Origin of the sequence: Mucilaginibacter gilvus (assembly GCF_004054195.1) — a bacterium.
Lineage (GTDB): Bacteria > Bacteroidota > Bacteroidia > Sphingobacteriales > Sphingobacteriaceae > Mucilaginibacter > Mucilaginibacter gilvus.
In genome coordinates this window covers 318,477-339,049 of sequence record NZ_SBIW01000008.1, presented here as the reverse complement: position 1 = coordinate 339,049, position 20,573 = coordinate 318,477, and the positions used below count along the sequence as shown (strand labels likewise).

General features: G+C 45.7%; 22 protein-coding genes. 14 read left to right on the top strand and 8 right to left on the bottom strand.

The features are described from left to right. Positions 1–3 precede the first annotated feature (3 nt). On the top strand, positions 4–1,146 hold the full coding sequence (gene bshA, locus EPL05_RS18335; protein ID WP_128535439.1) for an N-acetyl-alpha-D-glucosaminyl L-malate synthase BshA: 1,143 nt from the start codon (positions 4–6) through the stop codon (positions 1,144–1,146). A 183-nt stretch (positions 1,147–1,329) separates the two neighbouring features. Beyond that, positions 1,330–1,833 carry a hypothetical protein gene (locus EPL05_RS18330; RefSeq protein WP_128535438.1) on the top strand — a complete coding sequence of 168 codons (504 nt, stop codon included), beginning with the start codon at positions 1,330–1,332 and terminating at the stop codon, positions 1,831–1,833. A 143-nt stretch (positions 1,834–1,976) separates the two neighbouring features. Here EPL05_RS18330 and EPL05_RS18325 read toward each other — a convergent pair whose 3' ends face one another. Continuing rightward, entirely contained in the window at positions 1,977–3,113 is a 1,137-nt protein-coding gene (locus EPL05_RS18325) for a lactonase family protein (RefSeq protein ID WP_128535437.1), read from the bottom strand. Between the two features lie 361 nt (positions 3,114–3,474). Then, positions 3,475–4,962, bottom strand: coding sequence for a pseudouridine synthase (locus EPL05_RS18320; RefSeq protein WP_128535436.1), 1,488 nt, complete (start codon positions 4,960–4,962; stop codon positions 3,475–3,477). 233 nt (positions 4,963–5,195) lie between these two features. Between EPL05_RS18320 and EPL05_RS18315 the strand changes: the two genes are divergently transcribed. From EPL05_RS18315 to EPL05_RS18290, 6 genes are all read left to right on the top strand, one after another. Then, complete coding sequence (locus EPL05_RS18315; RefSeq protein ID WP_243837324.1) at positions 5,196–5,993, top strand: lytic transglycosylase domain-containing protein; 798 nt, start codon at positions 5,196–5,198, stop codon at positions 5,991–5,993. A gap of 214 nt (positions 5,994–6,207) precedes the next feature. Beyond that, a complete protein-coding gene (locus EPL05_RS18310; protein WP_128535435.1) occupies positions 6,208–7,104 on the top strand; it encodes a hypothetical protein in 897 nt (298 codons plus the stop codon). A 373-nt stretch (positions 7,105–7,477) separates the two neighbouring features. Beyond that, complete coding sequence (locus tag EPL05_RS18305; protein ID WP_128535434.1) at positions 7,478–8,908, top strand: MBOAT family O-acyltransferase; 1,431 nt, start codon at positions 7,478–7,480, stop codon at positions 8,906–8,908. Between the two features lie 2 nt (positions 8,909–8,910). Beyond that, on the top strand, positions 8,911–9,843 hold the full coding sequence (locus EPL05_RS18300; RefSeq protein WP_128535433.1) for an SGNH/GDSL hydrolase family protein: 933 nt from the start codon (positions 8,911–8,913) through the stop codon (positions 9,841–9,843). Between the two features lie 16 nt (positions 9,844–9,859). Next, positions 9,860–11,581 carry an HAD-IIIC family phosphatase gene (locus EPL05_RS18295; RefSeq protein WP_128535432.1) on the top strand — a complete coding sequence of 574 codons (1,722 nt, stop codon included), beginning with the start codon at positions 9,860–9,862 and terminating at the stop codon, positions 11,579–11,581. 5 nt (positions 11,582–11,586) lie between these two features. Beyond that, a complete protein-coding gene (locus tag EPL05_RS18290; protein ID WP_128535431.1) occupies positions 11,587–11,826 on the top strand; it encodes an acyl carrier protein in 240 nt (79 codons plus the stop codon). A gap of 30 nt (positions 11,827–11,856) precedes the next feature. On the opposite strand, the gene EPL05_RS24230 is transcribed toward EPL05_RS18290, so the two are convergent. From EPL05_RS24230 to EPL05_RS18275, 4 genes are all read right to left on the bottom strand, one after another. Then, positions 11,857–12,048, bottom strand: coding sequence for a hypothetical protein (locus EPL05_RS24230; protein WP_243837323.1), 192 nt, complete (start codon positions 12,046–12,048; stop codon positions 11,857–11,859). Between the two features lie 26 nt (positions 12,049–12,074). After that, positions 12,075–12,782, bottom strand: coding sequence for an EamA family transporter (locus EPL05_RS18285; RefSeq protein WP_208394781.1), 708 nt, complete (start codon positions 12,780–12,782; stop codon positions 12,075–12,077). Positions 12,783–13,172: 390 nt separating this feature from the next. After that, positions 13,173–13,724 (bottom strand): ImmA/IrrE family metallo-endopeptidase, encoded by a 552-nt coding sequence (locus EPL05_RS18280; RefSeq protein ID WP_128535430.1) that lies wholly within the window; start codon positions 13,722–13,724, stop codon positions 13,173–13,175. A 5-nt stretch (positions 13,725–13,729) separates the two neighbouring features. Continuing rightward, a complete protein-coding gene (locus EPL05_RS18275; RefSeq protein ID WP_166727745.1) occupies positions 13,730–14,071 on the bottom strand; it encodes a helix-turn-helix transcriptional regulator in 342 nt (113 codons plus the stop codon). Positions 14,072–14,228: 157 nt separating this feature from the next. Here EPL05_RS18275 and EPL05_RS24065 point away from each other — a divergent pair, with 157 nt between their 5' ends. The 3 genes from EPL05_RS24065 to EPL05_RS24060 all read left to right on the top strand — a co-directional run bounded on the left by EPL05_RS24065 (position 14,229) and on the right by EPL05_RS24060 (position 16,328). After that, positions 14,229–14,402 (top strand): hypothetical protein, encoded by a 174-nt coding sequence (locus tag EPL05_RS24065; protein ID WP_166727744.1) that lies wholly within the window; start codon positions 14,229–14,231, stop codon positions 14,400–14,402. Position 14,403: 1 nt separating this feature from the next. Next, positions 14,404–15,390 carry a hypothetical protein gene (locus tag EPL05_RS18270; protein ID WP_128535428.1) on the top strand — a complete coding sequence of 329 codons (987 nt, stop codon included), beginning with the start codon at positions 14,404–14,406 and terminating at the stop codon, positions 15,388–15,390. A 797-nt stretch (positions 15,391–16,187) separates the two neighbouring features. Next, positions 16,188–16,328, top strand: coding sequence for a hypothetical protein (locus tag EPL05_RS24060; protein ID WP_166727743.1), 141 nt, complete (start codon positions 16,188–16,190; stop codon positions 16,326–16,328). Between the two features lie 50 nt (positions 16,329–16,378). Here the strand turns inward: EPL05_RS24060 and EPL05_RS18265 are convergent, their stop codons facing one another. Next, positions 16,379–17,158: an NUDIX hydrolase gene (locus EPL05_RS18265; RefSeq protein WP_128535427.1), complete on the bottom strand. Its 780-nt coding sequence runs from the start codon at positions 17,156–17,158 to the stop codon at positions 16,379–16,381. 114 nt (positions 17,159–17,272) lie between these two features. Between EPL05_RS18265 and EPL05_RS18260 the strand changes: the two genes are divergently transcribed. The 3 genes from EPL05_RS18260 to efp all read left to right on the top strand — a co-directional run bounded on the left by EPL05_RS18260 (position 17,273) and on the right by efp (position 19,289). Further along, the gene (locus tag EPL05_RS18260; protein ID WP_128535426.1) at positions 17,273–18,127 is read left to right on the top strand and encodes a ThuA domain-containing protein; all 855 of its coding nucleotides are present in this window, start codon (positions 17,273–17,275) and stop codon (positions 18,125–18,127) included. Between the two features lie 51 nt (positions 18,128–18,178). Then, positions 18,179–18,553 carry a hypothetical protein gene (locus EPL05_RS18255; protein WP_128535425.1) on the top strand — a complete coding sequence of 125 codons (375 nt, stop codon included), beginning with the start codon at positions 18,179–18,181 and terminating at the stop codon, positions 18,551–18,553. A gap of 175 nt (positions 18,554–18,728) precedes the next feature. Next, entirely contained in the window at positions 18,729–19,289 is a 561-nt protein-coding gene (gene efp / locus EPL05_RS18250) for an elongation factor P (protein ID WP_128535424.1), read from the top strand. 341 nt (positions 19,290–19,630) lie between these two features. Here efp and EPL05_RS18245 read toward each other — a convergent pair whose 3' ends face one another. Then, positions 19,631–20,572: a hypothetical protein gene (locus tag EPL05_RS18245; protein ID WP_128535423.1), complete on the bottom strand. Its 942-nt coding sequence runs from the start codon at positions 20,570–20,572 to the stop codon at positions 19,631–19,633. Between the last annotated feature and the right edge of the window lies 1 nt (position 20,573).

Genomic DNA, 20,573 nt, shown 5'->3' with positions numbered 1-20,573 from the left:
AAAATGAAGATCGGAATTGTTTGTTACCCTACATTTGGCGGTAGCGGGGTTGTAGCCACAGAATTAGGTAAGGGCCTGGCCGACAGGGGACACCAGGTTCATTTCGTTACCTATAACCAGCCCGCACGGCTGGATCTTTTCTCGGAGAACCTTTTTTACCACGAGGTTGCCGTATCCAATTATCCATTGTTTGATTTTCCGCCTTATGAGCTTGCCCTGGCCAGCCGTTTGGTAGACGTGGTACGCTTCGAAAAACTCGACGTACTGCACGTACATTACGCCATCCCTCATGCCTCAGCAGCCTTTATGGCACAACAAATACTGCTTACCTATGGCATCAATATCCCTTTTATAACTACCCTGCACGGTACGGATATCACGTTGGTTGGGCAAGACCGCACCTATAAACCCGTAGTTACCTTCTCCATCAACAAATCCAACGGTGTAACCGCCGTATCTGCACATCTGCGAGATGATACTTATAAGTACTTTAAGATAGAGAAAGACATTAAGGTTATCCCAAACTTTATTGATCTTACCCGCTTTAGCCTCAAACCAAAGGACCACTTTAAAAAGGCTATTGCGCCAAACGGCGAGAAGGTTTTGGTACACACCTCCAACTTTCGCAAAGTAAAACGTACCGAAGATGTGGTGAAGATATTTGCCGAAGTGGTAAAAACGATCCCTGCTAAACTGCTGATGGTTGGCGATGGCGGCGAACGCTCAATTTGCGAACAATTGGGCCGCGACCTGGGCATCTCCGAACATATACGCTTCTTGGGCAAACAGGATGCGATTGAGGAAATTCTGTCCGTGTCCGACCTTTTCCTGATGCCATCCGTATCAGAAAGCTTCGGTTTAGCCGCTTTAGAGGCCATGGCCTGCAAGGTGCCTGTTATCAGCAGCAACGCTGGTGGCTTGCCCGAACTGAACGTAGAAGGCGTTACAGGCTTCCTGAGAGACGTTGGCGACGTGGCCGGCATGGCAGAGCGCGCCATTTATATTTTGGAAGATGAGGAGCGCCTTAACCAGTTTAAAGAGAACGCCCTTGCCCGCGCCAAAGAATTTGAGCTAAGCAACATCCTGCCCGAGTACGAAAACTATTACAAAGAAGTAATAGAGAAGAGCAAACAGGAGCAGGGCTAATATTCTGCTTCATGGTGAGCCTATCGAATCATTAGCGCATAATATCCATTACGTATAACTTGGGCCGACGCGGAGTTAAATGTTTTCACATTTCGCGGTTTAACCCACACTATAATAAATTACGGCCGTAACCTTTTGGCAGGATTTGTGTTATGTTGCTATAGTATTATATATAAAGAAACCATGAAAAAGATATTCCAAACATCCCTTGCTATTTTAGCTCTAAGCTTTGTTTTTACAGCGTGTTCAACCCCGCAAAATACCAACACTACGCCATCTACCGAAACATCGGCCACCAGCGTATCGCGCGGTAAATTTGTTGGCACTTGGACATTGACAAACGTTACTTACGACGGCCTTGTACCAAACGCGGTACAAAACGTTTTCGACCAGGGAGCACCAAGCGCATTTATTGGCAGCACCTGGAAGTTCACTAACAGCGGCAATGGTGTTTATACCTTAACCAACGGGCAGTCGCAAACTATCTTCTGGTCGGTATTTAATGGTGGTACCACAGGTACCCAGTTGCAGTTTAAAAAATTATACGAAGGTGATAAGGCCAAAAACGTACAGGAAGGTTACCGCCTTAACGTCGGCACCGTTAGCGGTACTGGTATGACGCTGATGTCGCCCGTTGCAGTAGGCAGCGGCACCGGATATATTGTTTATACCTTTGTGAAAGCGTAATATTTAGTTGAAGGTTTAAAGTTAAACCGGAGCTATTAAAGAGCCGAAAGTTAAACACCTTTACAAGAAAGCCGAAAGCATTATGCTTTCGGCTTTCTGTTTTATATCCAGTCAACTTTTTACTTTCGACTTTTTACTTTCAACTAATTCGCTGGTGCAAATTTTAAACACACCGGGTTACCAATATCTATCTTGTAAACAATGCCCAGCATTTTACCGGTGGTTTTATCCAGGCGATAAACATAAACCGAGTCGCTGTTTTGATTGGCTACGATGAGGAAAGTACCGGTAGGATCGATAACGAAGTTACGTGGAGCTTTGCCATTGGTAGCGCGACGATCCACAAAGGTAAGCTCGCCGGTTTCCTGGTTAATGGAAAACACCGAAATGTCATTGGCGTCGCCACGGTTGCTGGCGTAAAGGAACAAGCCGTTTGGCGATACATGGATATCTGCCGCGCCGGTTGCGCCGGTAAAGCCATCCCTAAGCAGCGTAACGCTTTGTTTTTGGGTAAGCTTACCGTTGTTATAGTCAAACATGGTAACGGCGCTGCCCATCTCCTGTATCAGGTACAGGTGCTTCTTATCTGCCGAAAAATCTATGTGGCGCGGACCACCACCGGGGGTGATTGCCACAAATGCAGGTTTAACACCTGTTAAGGGGCTCGATTTACCGGCTTTGTAGCGGGTAATATGCAACTTATCGGTACCCAAGTCGGTGTAAAAAACGTATTTTTCATCGGGACTAAGCACAGCAGTATGCACGTGAGCTTTCTCCTGCCTCTCTTTATTAGGGCCGAATGGACCGTCGTCCTTGATGGTTTGCACCGCCTGGCCTATAGAACCATCCTCGTTTAAAGGCAATACTGCAATGTTACCACCACTGTAGTTGGCCACAAACAGGCTTTTATTTGCTTTATCAACCGATACATAGCAGGGTGAGCCACCGAGGGTAGATTGTTTATTGATGAATTTTAAAGTCCCCATCTTCGGGTCGAAGTTGAAAGAGCTTACCTCGCCCTGGTCGTTCTCATTGACCGAGTATACAAATTTACTATCGGCAGATACGGCAAGATACGATGGATTGCTCACGCCGTCTATCTGGCTCAGGTAGGCCAGCCTGCCGGTTTCGGCATAAAAGCGGAACACCGAGATGCCCTTACTGGTTCCGCTGGTGTAAGTACCAACCACCAGGTCGAACGTTTTTGGTAAAGGTTTAGGTTTCTGTGCAAAAGCCGCTACCGGCAAGAGTATGGCAACAATTAGCGAGAAGTTTTTCATTGATCAAATATTGGTTTATGCGTGCAAGTTAATAAAATCTGTCTGAATCAGAATTCGCAGAATTTTAGAATATACAGAATGTAAAAACACTGCGCTATTTTGGGTATGACAAACAATTTTGAAAAACGTTTAACGAGACCCGCTTTCCATCCGAAACTGAAATGCTGAACCCGCGGTAGGGATTGGCGAGGATGCCGGCCTCGAGCTTAATGCCCTGTGCCTGTATGAGCAGAAAGCCCGGGCTAAAAGCACTGCCATTATTAGATTAAAGACGGCAAGATTAAAGACACAAAAAAAGGCCCCATAAATGGAGCCTCAATATATTCTGAAAATTCTAAAATTCTTTAAATTCTGATTCAGATTACGTTAACTGTATCAGGTGCTTTAGTTGGATCACTTCTTTCTCATCCAAAAATCTCCAGCGACCGCGGGGCAAATCTTTCTTGGTTAGGTTGGCGTAAACCGACCTGTCCAATTTCACCACATCGTAATCAAGGCTTTCGAAAATACGGCGCACAATGCGGTTTTTACCGCTGTGGATCTGTATGCCTACTTCTTTTTTGGTACCGCCGGCAACGTAAGAGATGCTATCGGCCTTTATAAAACCATCCTCCAGCTCTAAACCGAAAGAGATCTTGTTCAGGTCGCCCTGGCTAAGCGCCTTGTTCAGTTCTACGTTATATAGTTTTGTGATGCTGTTACGTGGGTGCGAAAGTTTATCGGCAAGGTCGCCGTCGTTGGTCATGAGTAATAAACCGGTTGTGTTACGGTCAAGGCGACCAACGGGGTAAATACGTTCTTTACTGGCTTTCTCTACCAGGTGCATTACGGTACGGCGCTCCTGCGGGTCGTCGGTAGTTGTAATGTAGTCTTTTGGTTTGTTCAGCAGTACGTACACCATTTTCTCGCGCTTAAGGGCCTCGCCGTTGTAGCGTACCAGGTCCTTCATCGGGTCAACCTTGTGTCCAAGCTCACTGATCACTTCACCGTTTACCGATACCACACCTGCGGCGATCAGTTCATCGGCCTTACGGCGACTACAAATACCTGCATTGGCAATGTAACGGTTAAGGCGTATTTGCCCGTCGTCCTTAGCTTTTGGGGCAGCAGGGTTTTTACGCCCACGCATGGTGCGGGTAGGTCCGTCCGTCGCAGGGCGGTCCTCATCGCGTTTCTTAAAGCCTGATGTAGTGTTCGCGAAATCCTTTTTACCGGTACCGCTGGCACTACTTGTTTTTGGCGTACGGTTATATGGTTTACGCTCGCCGCTGGTATCGCCAAAGGCACGCTTTGGTTTATCCTCGCCGCCGAAGCTGCGTTTTGGGCGGTCGCTATCGGTGCCGGTTGTACGGCTGCCGTATGGCTTATCCTTACCGAATGTTTTTTTGTTGGGGAACGATGAGGGGCCTAAACCACGTTTAGGGCGATCGTCGCCGCTATCGCCCGTTGGGCGGCCGCTGTATGGGCGGTCTTTAGGGCTGAAAGTTTTGCGCTCGTCGCCGCCGAAGCTGCGTTTCGGGCGGTCGCTGTCGCCGGTTGGGCGGCCGCTGTATGGCCTTCCTTTTGGTGCAAATGCTTTTTTCTCGCCACCGCTAAATGACGAACCTGATGATGTGCCGCGTTTTGGGCGCTCGCTGTCTCCTTCGGTACGGTCTGCGTATGGTTTTGAGTTCGTTGATGACCTCTTATCGGTACTGTAATGGTTCTTACTGTCGGCACCGCGGCTACCGTAAGGCTTGCCTGCTGATGAAGATGAGGTACGTTTTGATGGTCCGTCGCCTGATTTTGGGCGTGCTGAGGATCTGTTTGGCTTGTCGTCGCGACTACCGATTGGCTTCTTAAATACCATGTTATTTTTAATTTGCGCTTTCGCAGCGTGAGGGTCAAAATTACGAAAATATACCGGCTTTTAATTAAAAAAATCAAAAAACTATATGGGGTCAAAAACGGTGTTTAAAGTAGTTTAAAGCACGTTTTTAGACGGTTCCGGAAAACGGTCAGTACACTATCCCCCTACTAAGTGGTTGACAATGTGATTTATATAGCATACCTTTGCAGCACATCATACCAAATGTTTAATTAATGAGTAAACTCGAAATGCTAAAAAAACACTTAATTACGTGCTCCGTAATCCTGGTGCTGGTTACCATTTCCGCGCTTAACATCTTCGGTACAAAACCTGTACTTTTAACAAAAACTACTCCAAAAATTAAAACTTATATGCCGGCTTCGCTTGTATTTTACAAGACCGAAGAAGCTGAGGCAGGTTTTAGTTTCGCTAATGAGGCGTTGCCGCTTAATGACAAACGGGTAGACCTAAAACTGAAAAAATCAATCACAAAAAACAGGTTCCGCAATGTGCAATCTAACATCCTGCACAGTAAGGCCGACAAGCTTTTCCCCATCATCGAACCTATCCTTAAAGCCTACGGTATCCCCGAAGACTTTAAGTTTGTTCCCCTGGTAGAGAGCGGTTTATGCGAAGGTACATCGCCAAAGGGCGCACGTGGTATATGGCAGTTTATGCCAGGCACCGCACGCTCCTACGGACTTAAAGTACGCGACGGAATAGATGAACGCCTTAACGTGCGCAAATCAACCATCGCTGCCTGCCGGTACATTAAAGAACTGTACGGCGAATTTAACAGTTGGACGCTTGCCGCCGCCGCTTACAACAACGGCAGCATTAAACTGGCCCGCGCTATTAACAAGCAAAATGAGGATAACTATTTCCGCATGAGCCTTAACCGCGAAACTGGCAGCTACGTTTACAAGCTTATTGCCATGAAAGAGATCATCAACAAGCCGCGCAAGTACGGCTACAACAACTACTATGGATATCTGCAAAAGCCGATACCCTACATGGTTGCATCAAATTAATTAGTAATTCCTTAAAAAATTACGGAGCACATGCAAAAAGCCGTCCCACAGTTGGGGCGGCTTTTTTTTTATGGGTTTCAATTATCGTCCTCAAAGGAGCTCTTCCTCCCGCCCACGGTGTTTTTACCCTTTTTAATTCGGTATTTATACCCACCTTCAATTAGTTTATTATCAAAAACTTAGAGGAATAAAAAACCCTAACAATACCAGCTTTATGACAACACCTATCACCCAACCAGCTACCGAAGCAGACGCACCTGGATCTGAAGATTCCACTCCCATTACAGGCGAAGAAATCCCCGCCGATGCCGCCGCCATCGAAACGCCGCCTCCCGGTACTTTTACCAACAAGCAGCTGTACAATTTGGAAAACTTGAAAATCTACATCGATCTGTTAAAATGGGTGGTCATCTCAGTTGTTTTTGGATGGATCAGCCTGCAGTTTAGCCAGGCCATTCATGACAGAAAGCAGGGTGCCGAAGAAATTGGGCTATATGACGACTACCTGAAATATGTGATCAACAGCAAACTGGACGATTCGTACCAACTGGCGCGCTATTTTTCTAAAGTAACCGCTTCAGAAGACCTGCGCAAAGGATGGGAAAGATACTTTCAGGCGATTGAGCCGGAATACCTCACCTATAAACGTAAGACTGATAGCGCGAAACGGCCTATCGACTCCTTAGCGCTATTACTGCCCACTAAACATGGGGTTGACAGTGCAGCGCTTAGCAAGCAAATAACCACCTACAGCGCCAAGCTGGTTAACATAGAAGACAACTATAACAAGGTACTTATTGGCGAAGACAGGTCGGTTGCTAATTTAAGCCAGACCACTGTATATATCCAATATGGCAAAAATAAAAACGGGGCCGAAAAATTAGCTACCCTGATAAAAACCTTTGGCTGTATTGTGCCCGCAATAGATAATAAGCTTTTGTATACCAAACCGAACGCGGAGATCAGATACTTTACTAAGGCGGATAAGATTAACGCCACCGAGTTAAAAGCCCGCATCAAAAACGCCAACCCCGGTTACGATATCCCGATAGTACCTTTTTTCGGTGTAAAAAATGCCAAACCGTATACGCTTGAGCTATGGCTCAATTAAACTGATAAGTTTTATTGAGCCATAGCTCAAGCCTGGTGGCTTGCAGCTCTTTTGCATAGCCACCACTTACTATCCTGCGCATCACTCAACACCTTGCCATCTCGAACGAGCCGCAGTGGAGCGCGCGCCACTGCGGGGAGAGACCTTATAAGCCCCGCTATCTCCACATAAAATTACTCCAAATGCAGGGCGTCGAAGTTTTCTCTTTCGCGCCCTGCTCTTGCCTCCCCTTGCTCTATCGGATGACGACCGGGGCGGGCGCTATTCCTCCAACCCTATTCACCACTCTCCACTCACCACTCCCTCCTCCCCTTTCAAAATTTTTTTTTATCTTCGTTTGCCCTTGCCCCCGGCCTTAACATAATTGTGTTGTATGCTGTTCAACTCGCTGCATTTTGTTGTATTCTTCCTGGTTGTTACGCCGCTTTACTTTATTTTACCGCATAAGTTCCGTTGGATATTGCTGCTGACTGCCAGCTGCTATTTCTACATGACGTTTATCCCCATCTACATCCTCATCCTCATTTTCACCATCATTGTAGATTATTTCGCAGGGATTCTGATAGAAAAATCGGAGGGGCGCGAGCGGAAATTCTACCTCATTATATCACTGGTGGCCAACATTGGCGTACTGGCGTTTTTTAAATACTTCAACTTTTTAAACGAGAACCTTACCCTGCTCATGGGCGAGTTTGGGTTGAGTAACGTCGTACCTTACCTATCCATTATATTGCCGGTTGGCTTAAGTTTCCACACCTTCCAGGCCATGAGCTATACCATTGAGGTGTATCGCGGCAATCAGAGCGCCGAGAAGCATTTTGGTATTTACTCGCTTTATGTAATGTTTTACCCGCAGCTGGTTGCCGGCCCTATAGAGCGCCCGCAGAACCTGCTGCACCAGTTTTACGAGAAACACCCCATCACCTATGAGAATTTTTCCATCGGGTTTAAAATGATCCTTTGGGGCTTTTTCCAAAAGTTGGTGGTGGCCGACAGGCTCTCGATATTTGTATCCGCGGTATATCAAAACCCGGGGGCTTACAGTTCCTCCATGCTGTTGGTGGCTATCCTTTTCTTCGCCTTCCAGATCTATGCCGATTTTGCCGGCTACTCTAATATCGCTCTCGGCACGGCCCGCGTTATGGGCTTTAAGCTGATGACGAACTTTAACACCCCGTTCTTCAGCACCAGCGTTACCGAGTACTGGCGCAGATGGCACATCTCGCTCAACACCTGGTTTAGCGACTACCTGTTCACCCCCATTATGATAGCCAACCGCGACTGGGGTAAAGCTGCCGTTGTTTTTGCGCTGATGATAACCTTTGGGCTAAGCGGCCTATGGCACGGCGCCGGGTGGACCTACATAGTTTACGGCCTGCTGCATGGCGTGGCGGTTACCTATGAGTTCCTCACCAAAAAGTTCCGCAAAAAGCTATCCAAGGCTATCCCGGCTGTAATTTATAGCAACCTAAGCATGCTGCTGGTATTTATTTATGTATGCCTTACCTGGGTATTTTTCCGCGCGCAAAGCTTTAGCGATGCACTCATTGTGTTGAAACGGCTGTTTGCTTTCCAGGGGAGTTTCTTCGTGTTCGATAATAATTTAGGGGTGATCATTTACTCGCTGGTAGCCATTGCCATACTGCTTGCGTATGATCTGAGCGTGCATTTAAACCACGGCAAGAGTTACTTTTTATATCACAAATCGGCCACGGTGCGCATGGCTACTTATTGCTTTATACTGGTAACCATAGTGCTTATTGGTGTGTTTGATGGCGGGCAGTTTATCTATTTCAAATTCTAAACATGGCGGATTATAAACTCATACTAAAACGCTTTGCGATCCTCATCATAGCCCTCTTTGTGCTGGATCTGGGCATCGGTGCTGTGCTCAAACATTTCTACTTCACCAAAAAGAACGGGGCAGATTACCGCACCAATAACGTTATTAATACTGTTAAGGCAGATGTGCTGGTGTTTGGTTCCTCCAAAGCGGCTTATCATTATGATACCGAAATTATAGGCGACAGCCTGCACCTTTCGGTTTATAACGCCGGCCGCGACCTGAGTTACATTTACTACCACTATGCCCTGTTAGAGGCCGCCCTGAAGCGTTACAGCCCCAAGCTGGTAGTACTGGATACCCGCGCCAACGAGTTTCAGCAGTTTAAGAACGGCGAGGACCGCGACCGCCTCAACGTACTGCTGCCCTACTACGATTCGCACCCTGAGATCCGCGAAGTTTGCTTGTTGCGCGGCGATTTTGAACGTTACAAACTGCTCTCTAAAATGTACCCCTACAATTCGCTTATCCTGAGCGAACTGGTTGAGCTGCTGCCGATAGCACGCTACAAAAAAGACGATTCGGAGAACGGCTACATTGCCAAACACGGGCAGTTTAAGGGCGGCCTGCAGCCTTACCTGGTGAATGACGCCGTAGATACCACCGCCGCCCGCTACTACAAAAAATTTGTGGAACTGTGCAAGGCAAAGAACATCCCGCTGGTGGTCACCATGTCGCCTATCTATCAAAATATTAATGCGGCGGCAAACCGCAACGTGCAGTATGTAGTGCAGGTTTGTAAGCACAACAACGTACCCGTGCTGAACTACCTGCGCGATACCACTTTTAACAACGAAGGGTATTATTACGATGCACTGCACCTTAACCGGGAGGGATCGGTTGTGTATAGCAGCATGGTTGCAAGCAGGTTAAAGCAGTTCCTCACTCATAAATAAAGCTTATTATTGCAGCATGAAGGATTTTGCCAACCTGAAACGCAACCTCAAGAAAGATGCATCGGCACTAAAGCCCATAAAAGTGGCGCTGCTGGGCGATACCGCCACCCAGTTCCTGGCTAAAGCGATACAGGGCGCGGGTTACGAATATGGCTACAACCTGCAACTATGGGAAGCCGATTTTAACCAGGTAGAACGCCAGGTAGCCGACCCATCTTCTGAGCTGCACGAATACGATGCCGAAGTGGTCATCATCTTTCAATCATCCCACAAACTACTGGGCAAATACAATAAATTTAAGGCAAACCACACCGCTTTTGCTGCCGATGAACTGAACGGTATCAAAGCCCTGTATGATACCCTTGCCTCGGTAAACCCGAAGGTGAAACTCATTTACTATAACTATACCGAGATAGACGATAACGTGTTTGGCAATTACGCCAACAAGGTTACCTCCTCCTTCCTTTTTCAGCTGCGGAAGCTGAATGTGCTGCTAATGGAGTACGCAGCAGAAGTATCTAACTTCCATATCTGCGATATTTCTTCGGTGCAGAATTTGGTAGGCAAAGCAGCCTTTTTCCAGCCATCGGTTTATATCAATTCGGAGATGGTTTTAAGCCTTGAGGTGCTTGCCCCCATCGCTTACAAAACCCTGGGCATCATCAGTGCCTTGCAGGGCAAGTTCAATAAATGCGTTATCCTCGATCTGGATAATACCACCTGGGGCGGCATCATTGGCGACGATGGCATCGAGAACATCCAGATAGGCGCGCTTGGCATTGGCAAGGCATTCTCCGAGTTTCAGTACTGGGTAAAGAAGCTAAAGAACCGCGGAATCATCGTAGCCGTGTGCAGCAAGAATACCGAGAGCATCGCTATAGAACCTTTCGAGAAACACCCGGATATGGTGCTGAAGATGGAGGACATTGCCGTTTTTGTAGCTAACTGGGAAAACAAGGTGGATAATATCCGCAAGATCCAGGGCATCCTCAACATCGGGTTCGATTCAATGGTGTTCCTGGATGATAACCCCTTTGAACGTAACATGGTGCGCGAGAACATCCCGCAGCTTACCGTACCCGAACTCCCCGAAGACCCTGCCGAGTACCTCGAATACCTGTACACACTCAACATCTTCGAAACCGTTTCCTTTACCGAAGACGATGCCACCCGTACCAAACAGTACCAGGTAGAAGCGCAGCGTGCCACCCTGTTCGAAAAATTCACCAACGAGGACGATTTTCTGCAAAACCTGGCTATGGTAAGCGTTGTGGAGCCGTTCACTAAGTTCAACACCCCGAGGGTGGCACAGCTATCGCAACGCAGCAACCAGTTTAACCTGCGCACTGTACGCTACACTGAGGCAGACCTCGAAACTCTCGCCGCATCGCCCGATCATTTTACCTTCTCGTTTACCTTAGAAGATAAGTTCGGTAATAACGGGCTTATTTGCGTACTGATACTCCAGCAGGAAAGTGAAGATCTACTCTTTATAGATACCTGGCTGATGAGTTGCCGGGTGCTTAAACGGGGTATGGAGAACTTCACGCTGAACACCGTCGCCAATTTCGCGCAGCAAAAAGGCTATAAATATTTAAAAGGCGGGTATATTGCCACGCCAAAGAACGGCATGGTGGCAGATCATTACAGCAAACTGGGTTTCGAGCCGGATGGCGATAATTGGCTGCTGAACCTCACCCAATATCAAAACAAAAAAAGTTTCATCGACAAAAAATAACACCCGTGGAAAGACAACAGATTTTAGACCAGGTTACCGATATCTTTCGTGATGTGCTGGATAACGACGACATTACCCTTACCGACGCCACCACCGCCCGCGATGTGGAAGACTGGGACTCCCTTAACCACATCCAACTGGTAGTGGGCATAGAAAAACACTTCAAGATCCGTTTCACCGCCAAAGAGATCCATAGCTGGCAAAATGTAGGGGAACTGGTAGATAGTGTAGCGGCTAAGTTGTAACCCAACAGGGATTAAACGAATTTGGACTATTTATCGGGCCTTTTTTAATTCCCGTTCCCAGCTACCCACTACCGGCTTCCCTTTAAAAACGTAGTGCGCGTTAAACACCACCACCGCTAAAAATATAATGCAGTAGGCGGTGAATTGCAGCAGGCTGATATGCTCGTGATACACCACATTGGCCAGCGCGAAGGCGATAATAGGGTTGATGTTGAGTAACATGCCCACGGTAGAGGAGTTGAGCCCCTTTAACGCGTACAGTTTAAAAACAGCGGGATAATGGTAAACGCCACGGCAATAACTTCTATATACAGCCAAAACTTGCCTTCGGTAGGGACCGGACCGCTGTAGGCCGGGTAAAAAAACAACAGCAAAATGGCCGACAACCCAATGTGGAACGTTAACAGTATAAACTTATCGAACCCGGTGTTCTTCCGCTGGCTCACCAGGTAGCCGGCATACGTAAATCCAATGATTACGCCGTAAACCATATCCATAATATTGGCGTACGATAGTAGCAGGCAGCCCAAAATGCTCAGCGCCACCGCCGCGCGCTGAAACTTGTTCAGCTTCTCGCGCAGTAAAAAGAAGGCCAGCAGGGTGGTTAAAATGGGGCAAACCAAATACGCCAGCGACGTAGCTTTAATGCTGACATGGTTGAGCACATAAATAAACGAGAACCAGTTAATATTTAAAAACACGCTGCCACCCACGTTCAGCAGCACTACGCTGCGCTTTTGGGCGTAGGGCAGGGCTTTGAATTTTGCAACTGTTTCTGCCAGGGCCTTCCGCTTAAAAAGCGCGGTGATCAGCAGCATAAGTATGGCGCAGCTAAAAATGCGGTAGAACAAAATATCAACCGAAGCATACGCCTTTAGCGGCTTTAGCACCAGGCTAAAAAAGCCCCAGGTAGCGTAAGCGAATATAGCGGCCAGGTAATATTTTGCGTTCGTCACGGTGATGTACGTTTGCGTTTTGCGCGCAAATATCTACAAAAGCCATGGGCATTACCGCCATAGGAGTGTTAAATTAGGGCAACAGCGCCGGGAGGTTGAATGGTTTGAAGTGGGTTTATGCTTTACCAAGCGTCGACCTTTAAGACGATAATGAAAAGCACTTACAGAAGCATTTATGCCCCGGCAGCCCCGCTTTTACTGCAAGCCGCCGGTAGAAGCGGGCTTTCCGTGCAATCGGGTTTATGTGGGGAGGGGGTTGTGCGGTTGGGTTGGAGAAGTCACGAGTACGCCACGCGCTGGGCCTGCGCTGCATACTCGCGCCAAAGGGGAGGGACACTTGTATTTAGATTGATGTCCTGCGCTAAACTTCGACGGATGAAATGACGGTAGTTAACTTAATATGCTCAAATTGTGTAAACGAAAAGTCATAGCAGGAGAACTAACCCTAAATGTTTTCGCGAGTTTGTCGATGAGTTGAAGTTCGGAAAGTTCCGAATAAAAATTATTGTTCCTTACCTCACATTCAATTAGATGTTCGGGCATAAGTATAGCTGCAGCGAACGCATTTGCTTCTTGTTCTTGAATTAATTCAATTTGAGTATAATTTCTATCATTGCGTCGTCTATACATTACTATGAAGTCTTTATCAACAAATACGTCATTGTGGTTTTTTCTGTGTAATATATAATGACCTAATTCATGGGCAATTGTGAATCTTGATCGTTGTTCCGAGTGATCTTTATTATATCCAATAGTTCCAACGTCATTGTTTAGGACTAAAACACCCGACATTTCATTGCCAAAATCATAGGGCATGACAGATACCCCCAATGAACTTGCTATTTTTTTTATATCAATGGGTGTTTTTTTAAAACCAGCACTTTCTATCAGACCCAATGCCAATTCTTCTATTTTTCGTGTTCGAACAAATGAGATTGCCATAATTATTATGTCTGTTTGATGTTGTTTATAGTTTCAATAAAGCCTTTAACTTTTTCTATCGATGAAAAATCACCTCCAGCCTTATTGACTTTATCGGTTACCTTATTGCTAATAATATCAACGCTTTTTTCAGGCATTAGTTTATCGATAGATACTTTTAAATAGTCAGAAATCTTAAATAGGGTATAAATTTGAACTTTTTGTTTTCCTTTTTCAATATTAACAATTGAAATCCTCGACAAGCCTAAATGCTTGGCTAACGTTTCTTGGCTTAAACTCTCCTTTTTTCTAAAATTCTTAATCGATTCGCCAAGATTCTTATAAAAGGTTACCTCTTCCTCTATCACGTATCTAATATACAAACAATGTTTGAATAATAGCATTTAAAATTGTTTTTATTTTAGTACGTAAGTATTACTTACGTACTAAAATAAAAAGTAAACAAAATTTGGTTTTTTAAAATGTAGATTTTATCTTTACGGCTCATAATTAATTAATTAAAATATGGCAACCAACGGCAAAACAGGAGATGGGCATCGTAATGGTGCAGTAAGGCAACGTAGTCAGGCTTATAACCCAGTTACTGAAACTTGGACTAAGCGGGATACAACAACGGGTAGATTTATGGATGGCAAAGCCGATGGCACACCATTCAAAGGCGTAAGAAAGGAAAAGTAAGGTGAAGAAAAACCTAAACAAAGTGCCTGATATATTTAGAGTAAAAATAGAAGGTTCCAATAGCAATTTATTCGTAGCATCAACGACATTAGAAGCCACAAAAAGCGAAATATTATCAGGCAGGTATATTGATTTAGGTTTGTCAATTTCTGAACAAGGTCAATTAGTCGTTATTGGTGAAGTTTATCCGGTAGCTGAAAAGGGAAGATATTCAAAGCGGAATAGAGATGGTTATTTCACAACCCGGAAGGATTTGCCCAAAATATCAAAGACGTTCTACTGTGGAGAACGTCCGATATTTGGCGATTATTCAAAGGGGACCTTTTCTCTTAACGTTACTAAATTAGTTTATCAAAAGGATTTTACCCCTCCTGCTGACTTAACTATGTCATTAGAACTGATTAAAACCTATCCGTCAAACAATGAAGAAAATTATGTTTTTAAACTAAGCGTAAATAATATTTTGGACAAAAGAAGGGATAGCTTTTATATCGACCTACTTTTCTGTGCTAATATTTTACAGGAAAATATATTTCAATCCGATGTCTTTGAATCGCAAGCAAACAGCGCTGAGTATTTACGTACGCTGCGTATAGGTTGGGAGTTACTTCCATTTGGGGACGCCGATTTACTTGACAGTATATTTGGGGGTAGCAGCGGGGGGCGATTAACTGACGGGCAAAAGACCACGATACAGGAACGATACAATTACCTGGAGTCTTTGGGTCCAATAGCTTGGATTAAAGGTGTTAGTGGAATGCGTAGGTATTTTGGAGCGAAATTCGCAGATAATTTAGTAGTTCTTGAAAACATGGACTACGGTAATGCTATATATATAATGTTTGATAACTGGGAACAACTTAGCCAGTTGAGTAGAACTGAACTATTGCAGCGATCAAATAAAGACTTTGAACGAATTAAGCATAACGGTACAGGTTGGAGAACGAAGCTTAAAATGATTATTGATAGTAAGTTATCAAGGAATTAAAATAGTGATAACAAAGAATACAGATTAATATAGAATATAAGAAATATGGCTTATTCAAGAGAGAGTATGTATTACGATGATTATAAGTGGTCGGCAAGAGCTGATCACGACAATCCTAAGATCATCGGGGGAACTGACCACGCGGAGCTGAATCGCACGGAAGGATATGAAATGTTATATTTTATTAACAGCTTGGCGAGGTCGTGGAATTGGAATGACAACTTAGCATCCTATAGAAATTTGGAGAAAATCATCAGAAATGATGTGCCGTCAAGCATGCGCACTCATTCAGGAATAAAATCTTGGATTGAAGCACATCATAAACAAATTTAATGTGCCCCGCTGGCACGCGAGAAACAGCAATAGCTATTCATTAGCGATTTTGTTTCAGGGAAAAGACTAAGTAAGATACTTTAAACTTGAAATATGTATCCTCATAAAGAACAAGAAATAATTGCCAAAGCGAGAAATTTAACTGTGCATCCTAACGATCACCCAGACAATGCCATGGTTATAACGACTCATCTATTCGAACCTACAGTCGAGTATAGCGTGACGTTTTATAAAGCCAAAGTAGCGGGAGAGATAGGATGGGCCGTTCAAGGAATTAGGGTAATAGGATGAGCAAATTCTTGATTTCTACTTTCTCAGTACCGCAAGCGTTCCCGTCTTGTAGTCTCCGTTGGCACGCGTGCGCCAGTTATAATGTTTTTTCCGCATGCAATTCTGGTCCTGCGGGCGGTTAAACTAAACCTGATAGGAGAGGATACCGGCTTTGTGGCTAAGGCTTGCGCAGTATGAGCGGAAAGCGGGGCTACCGCAACCCAAGCACCATTGCTATTGCTTTTCCATCGGTGGTTCTACAGGTTCACAGTTACTCGCGGTTATTGCATGGCGTTTACCTGTATGCTAAGGTTGCCACGCCGCGCTCGCAATGACAGGGTGGAGATGGGGCTGTGAGTGCTTCGACAGGCTCAGCATGACAACCCTACACCAGCACCAGGCCTTCTTCCAAGGCTTTTTCATAGGTAGGTTCGTCGAACTTGTAGTAGGTGGGCGAGCGGTGGCCGCCGATGCTGCGCTTTTCGTCCAGTTTGGTGAGCAGGCCAAGCGCCATGAGTTTATTGGGGAAATTGGTGGCGTTGAGTTTTTTTCCGGAGAGCACTTCGTACAAAAGCTTGATCTCTTTTAAGGTGAATTTGGGCTGCAACAGGTTTTTACCTATCGGGAAGTGGTACAGGTCTATCCACATAGATGATATGGCGGCTTTAACCATTTCGCCATGGTCGAAACCCAGTTCGGGCAGGCTGTCTATAGAGAACCAGGCGCACTCGCTGGAAACAAAATCGGGTTTCGGCTGGGCGTTCACAATATCTGTGATGGCATAAAACCCTACCGAAACGGTTTCGGCCAGCAGCCAGCTATCGGGCTCTATTTTAAAGCCGAGCAACTCGTTAAACTTATCCTCATCAAGCAACCCCGGCGAACTGGTGCGCCCCGGGTTGCCAAAGGTTTTAAATTGTTTCAGGAACAGGTTGTCGAGCCCCGTCCGCTCGGCGGTAACCCTTGCCGCGGCCTCGTCTAAATTTTCGGCCCGTTTTACAAAGCCACCGGGCAGGCACCATTTGGTTATCACTTTGTTTTTGCAAAGCAGGAGCTTCAGCTCGCCGTCGTGGTAGCCAAAAATGGCACAGTCTATACTTAAGCCCGGGCGGTAATCTATATAGCCCTTATTAAAAAAATGCTGTATTTGCTGTAAGGTCTCCATCCACAATAAAGGTGGTGAAAATTTATTTATTAAATTTTAATAAATGTAAAACTTATTTTCTACCTTCATTTATTAAGTTCTAATAAATTATAAGCCCCGGTTAACGGATATTTCATGAAAGCATTAAAAATTGTACTCTGGTCAGTACTGGCAATTATTGTTTTGGCAGTTGGCGGCATGGCGCTGTTTGCGTATAAGGTTACGCACGGCTTCCCGGTTTCGTACGAAACGGAGGTGCCTGTTATCAGTTTCCCGGCAGGCCAGCCCGCGGTGTTGCTGTTCTCCAAAACGACCGGTTTTCGCCACGGCGAATCGATAGAGGCGGGGAAAGTGGCCTTTTCAGCAATGGCGAAGAAGAATAACTGGTTTTTATACAGTACCGAGGATGGCGGCGTATTCAACACGGCGCAACTGGCCAAATTTGATGTGGTTATTTTTAACAACTGCACCGGCCGACTGCTTAACGATGAGCAGCAGGAAGCCCTCGAAGTTTACGTGAAGCAGGGTGGCAACTGGCTGGGCATCCACGGCGCGGGCGATAATTCGCACCAATGGGCCTGGTACGCGCAGAATTTGGTAGGCGCAGGGTTCTCGCATCATCCCATAGAAAAGCACCTGCAGGAGGCTGCCGTTACGCTTAACCCGTTACCCGATAGCGCACTAATACAAGGCCTGCCAAAAACCTGGCCCCAAACCGACGAATGGTATGTGTTTTTTGATAACCCGCGTACCCACGGCGCGCACGTGATCTGGTCTATCGATAGCGAAAAGATTAATCCCAGCGGTAACATCCTTTTTGTAAAGGATAAGAACTTCGGTATGGGGAAAGACCACCCGGTGGCCTGGTACCGCACGGTAGATAAAGGGCTTGCCTTTTACACCTCCATCGGCCATGATGCTTCGGCGTGGAAACAGGCACCTTTTATTAGCCTATTGGAAAACGAGGTGAAGCGCGCAGTAAAAAAGTAAGTAATCAATAATAAGTAACCAATTTAATAACCCTGATCTATAAACAACAACATGAGAAAATTCAACTTAATGCTGGCCGGCTTAATGGCTTTTATGTTCATCGCTACAAAAGTACAAGCGCAAACAACTCCCGGTTTTTACGCCGGTAAATGGGACGTACTGATAAAAGGCACGCCCAATGGCGATGTGACCCTGCGTTTCACCCTTACCGAAAAAGACGGTAAACTGGATGGCAGCTTTGTGGACCCGGAAAGCAAAAAAGATGTACCGGTAAGCAAAATAGAGGTTGCAGAAGGCAAAGCAACTATTTACTTCACCATATCCACTTACGATGTTAACCTGGCTATGGACAAAGTTGACGACACCCACATTAAGGGCAGTCTGATGGGTATGTTCGATTCCACCGGCGAGCGGGTGAAACCATAAGGAATAGCTTTTTTAATTATACTGATCGTAGGACCGTATCCGGCATAGCCGGGTGCGGTTTTTTGCTGTAGAATAACCTTGCGTGCTTTTTTTCAACACAATAGCTTTTATTTTATGGTAATGATTTACATAACTTAATCTATCTTCGCAGTCAAAATTTTACAATAGTATTTACATGGCAAAGGCATCTGAAATTAAAGTAGGAAATATTTTACGCTACAACGGCGAATTAGTAATTACCACCGAAGTAATGCACCGTACACCGGGCAAGGGCGGCGCGTTTTATCTGGATAAGTTTCGTAACATTAAAACTGGGCGAATTGTAGAGGCCCGCCTTGGTACCGATGAGCAGGTGGAAATTTGCCGCGTGGAAACCAACGATTACCAGTACCTGTACGAAGAAGGCGATTACCTGGTAATTATGGATAACACCACTTACGATCAGCATAGCATCCCTAAAACGTTATTTGGCCCGGCGGTTAAATTTTTGAAGGAAGGCATGAGCGTTGTGGTTTCGTTTGAGAGCGAGGAGCCTATAATGGCAACCGCACCAAACTTCGTAGAACTGGAAGTTACCTACACCGAGCCTGCTGTAAAAGGCGATACCTCATCTGGCGCGTTAAAATCTGCGACTACAGAAAACGGCGTGGAGATAAAAGTTCCGCTGTTTGTAAATCAGGGCGATAAAGTAAAAGTAGATACCCGCACCGGCGAATACGTGGAGCGCGTAAAATAAACGCAACCAATTAAAATAATGAACGGCCATCTGCACAAAACAGGTGGCCGTTTTTGTTGGCGGGATTTTGTAAGAGGTAATGATGTGTGATGATTATGCTGCCCTTTAGTGGGCCGGGGATAAAAAAGTAAAGCCCCTGATGGGCAGGGGCCTTTACTAACCAATTATAAACCTAAATTATGAGAAGACTTGTTACGCGTAATTAATATTACTTCGTGTAAAGTAAACACTAAGTAATTCAATATCCAAATGTTTTCTTGATTTTTTTTGCGCGCATACTTTTGCCGCCGGATCGTGGCTGGCTAACTTAAAAGGAGGGTTGTAAATAAGTGTAGTCGGGCTTATTTCCCTACTCCGTTTTGTTTGAGCAGTTTGATGATCTGCTGGCCGCGCAAGCGGCTTCCCTGCGGTATCAAATGATATTCGGTGTCATAAAAAAGGCTGTCGGGCAAAACCGAATCTTCGGGGTGGTTCAGCATGGTTATGCTCATGTTTTTTCTAAACTCGGCATCAATGGATGCAATGAGCTTAGATTTGGCGTTGTAAGCGAGCTGGTCCAGGCTGGGGTATATAAAATAAACCCTGATGTGGTGCGCATCGGCAAAGCTTTTAAAATCGTTCAGCAGAGGTATATCGGGGTTCTTTTGATAATCCAATACAAACTTTTTAAGGAAGTCGTGTGATGGGTGCGGGGCAAAATTGCGCACCACATCGCCGTTTTGGTTAAACGAACCGCGCGAGTAAACCACGTTTGTAGGGAAATGGCGTATTTGGTGCCCGGTAAAGTGCGAAAACGTGATGAAGAAGTTTTTCTGCAGGTCGTTTATAAAAAAATCGTGCAGGAACTGCGCGGGCGTTTGCTTAAAGTATTTACCGGCAGGTGGGTAAATGCGCTGGGCCTCTTTTTTAAACTTATAGTCGCCATATACCGATAGGTAATACTCCGGGGAAATTACAATAATATCATTTGGGCGGGCAATGTCGCGCAGTTCGTTCAGCATAAAATCTAACCCCAGGCTGGCGTTTAGGCCCATATTCACCACTGGCAAACCGGTTGCATTTTGGATGCTCTTGCTATCGGTACCAAAGGCCACGTTAGAGCCACCACAGAAGATGATTCGCGGCGACGTGAGTTTTTCAGCGTAGGCGTGTTTATCTACCATAGCGCCGAGGTAGCCATCGCTGCCCATTGCTTTGGTAGGGAAGTAGTTGCGGTTCATCACAAAAACCAGCAATACCACCAACAGCACAAAAAAAAGGCAATTCAAAATGAGCTTTTTCATA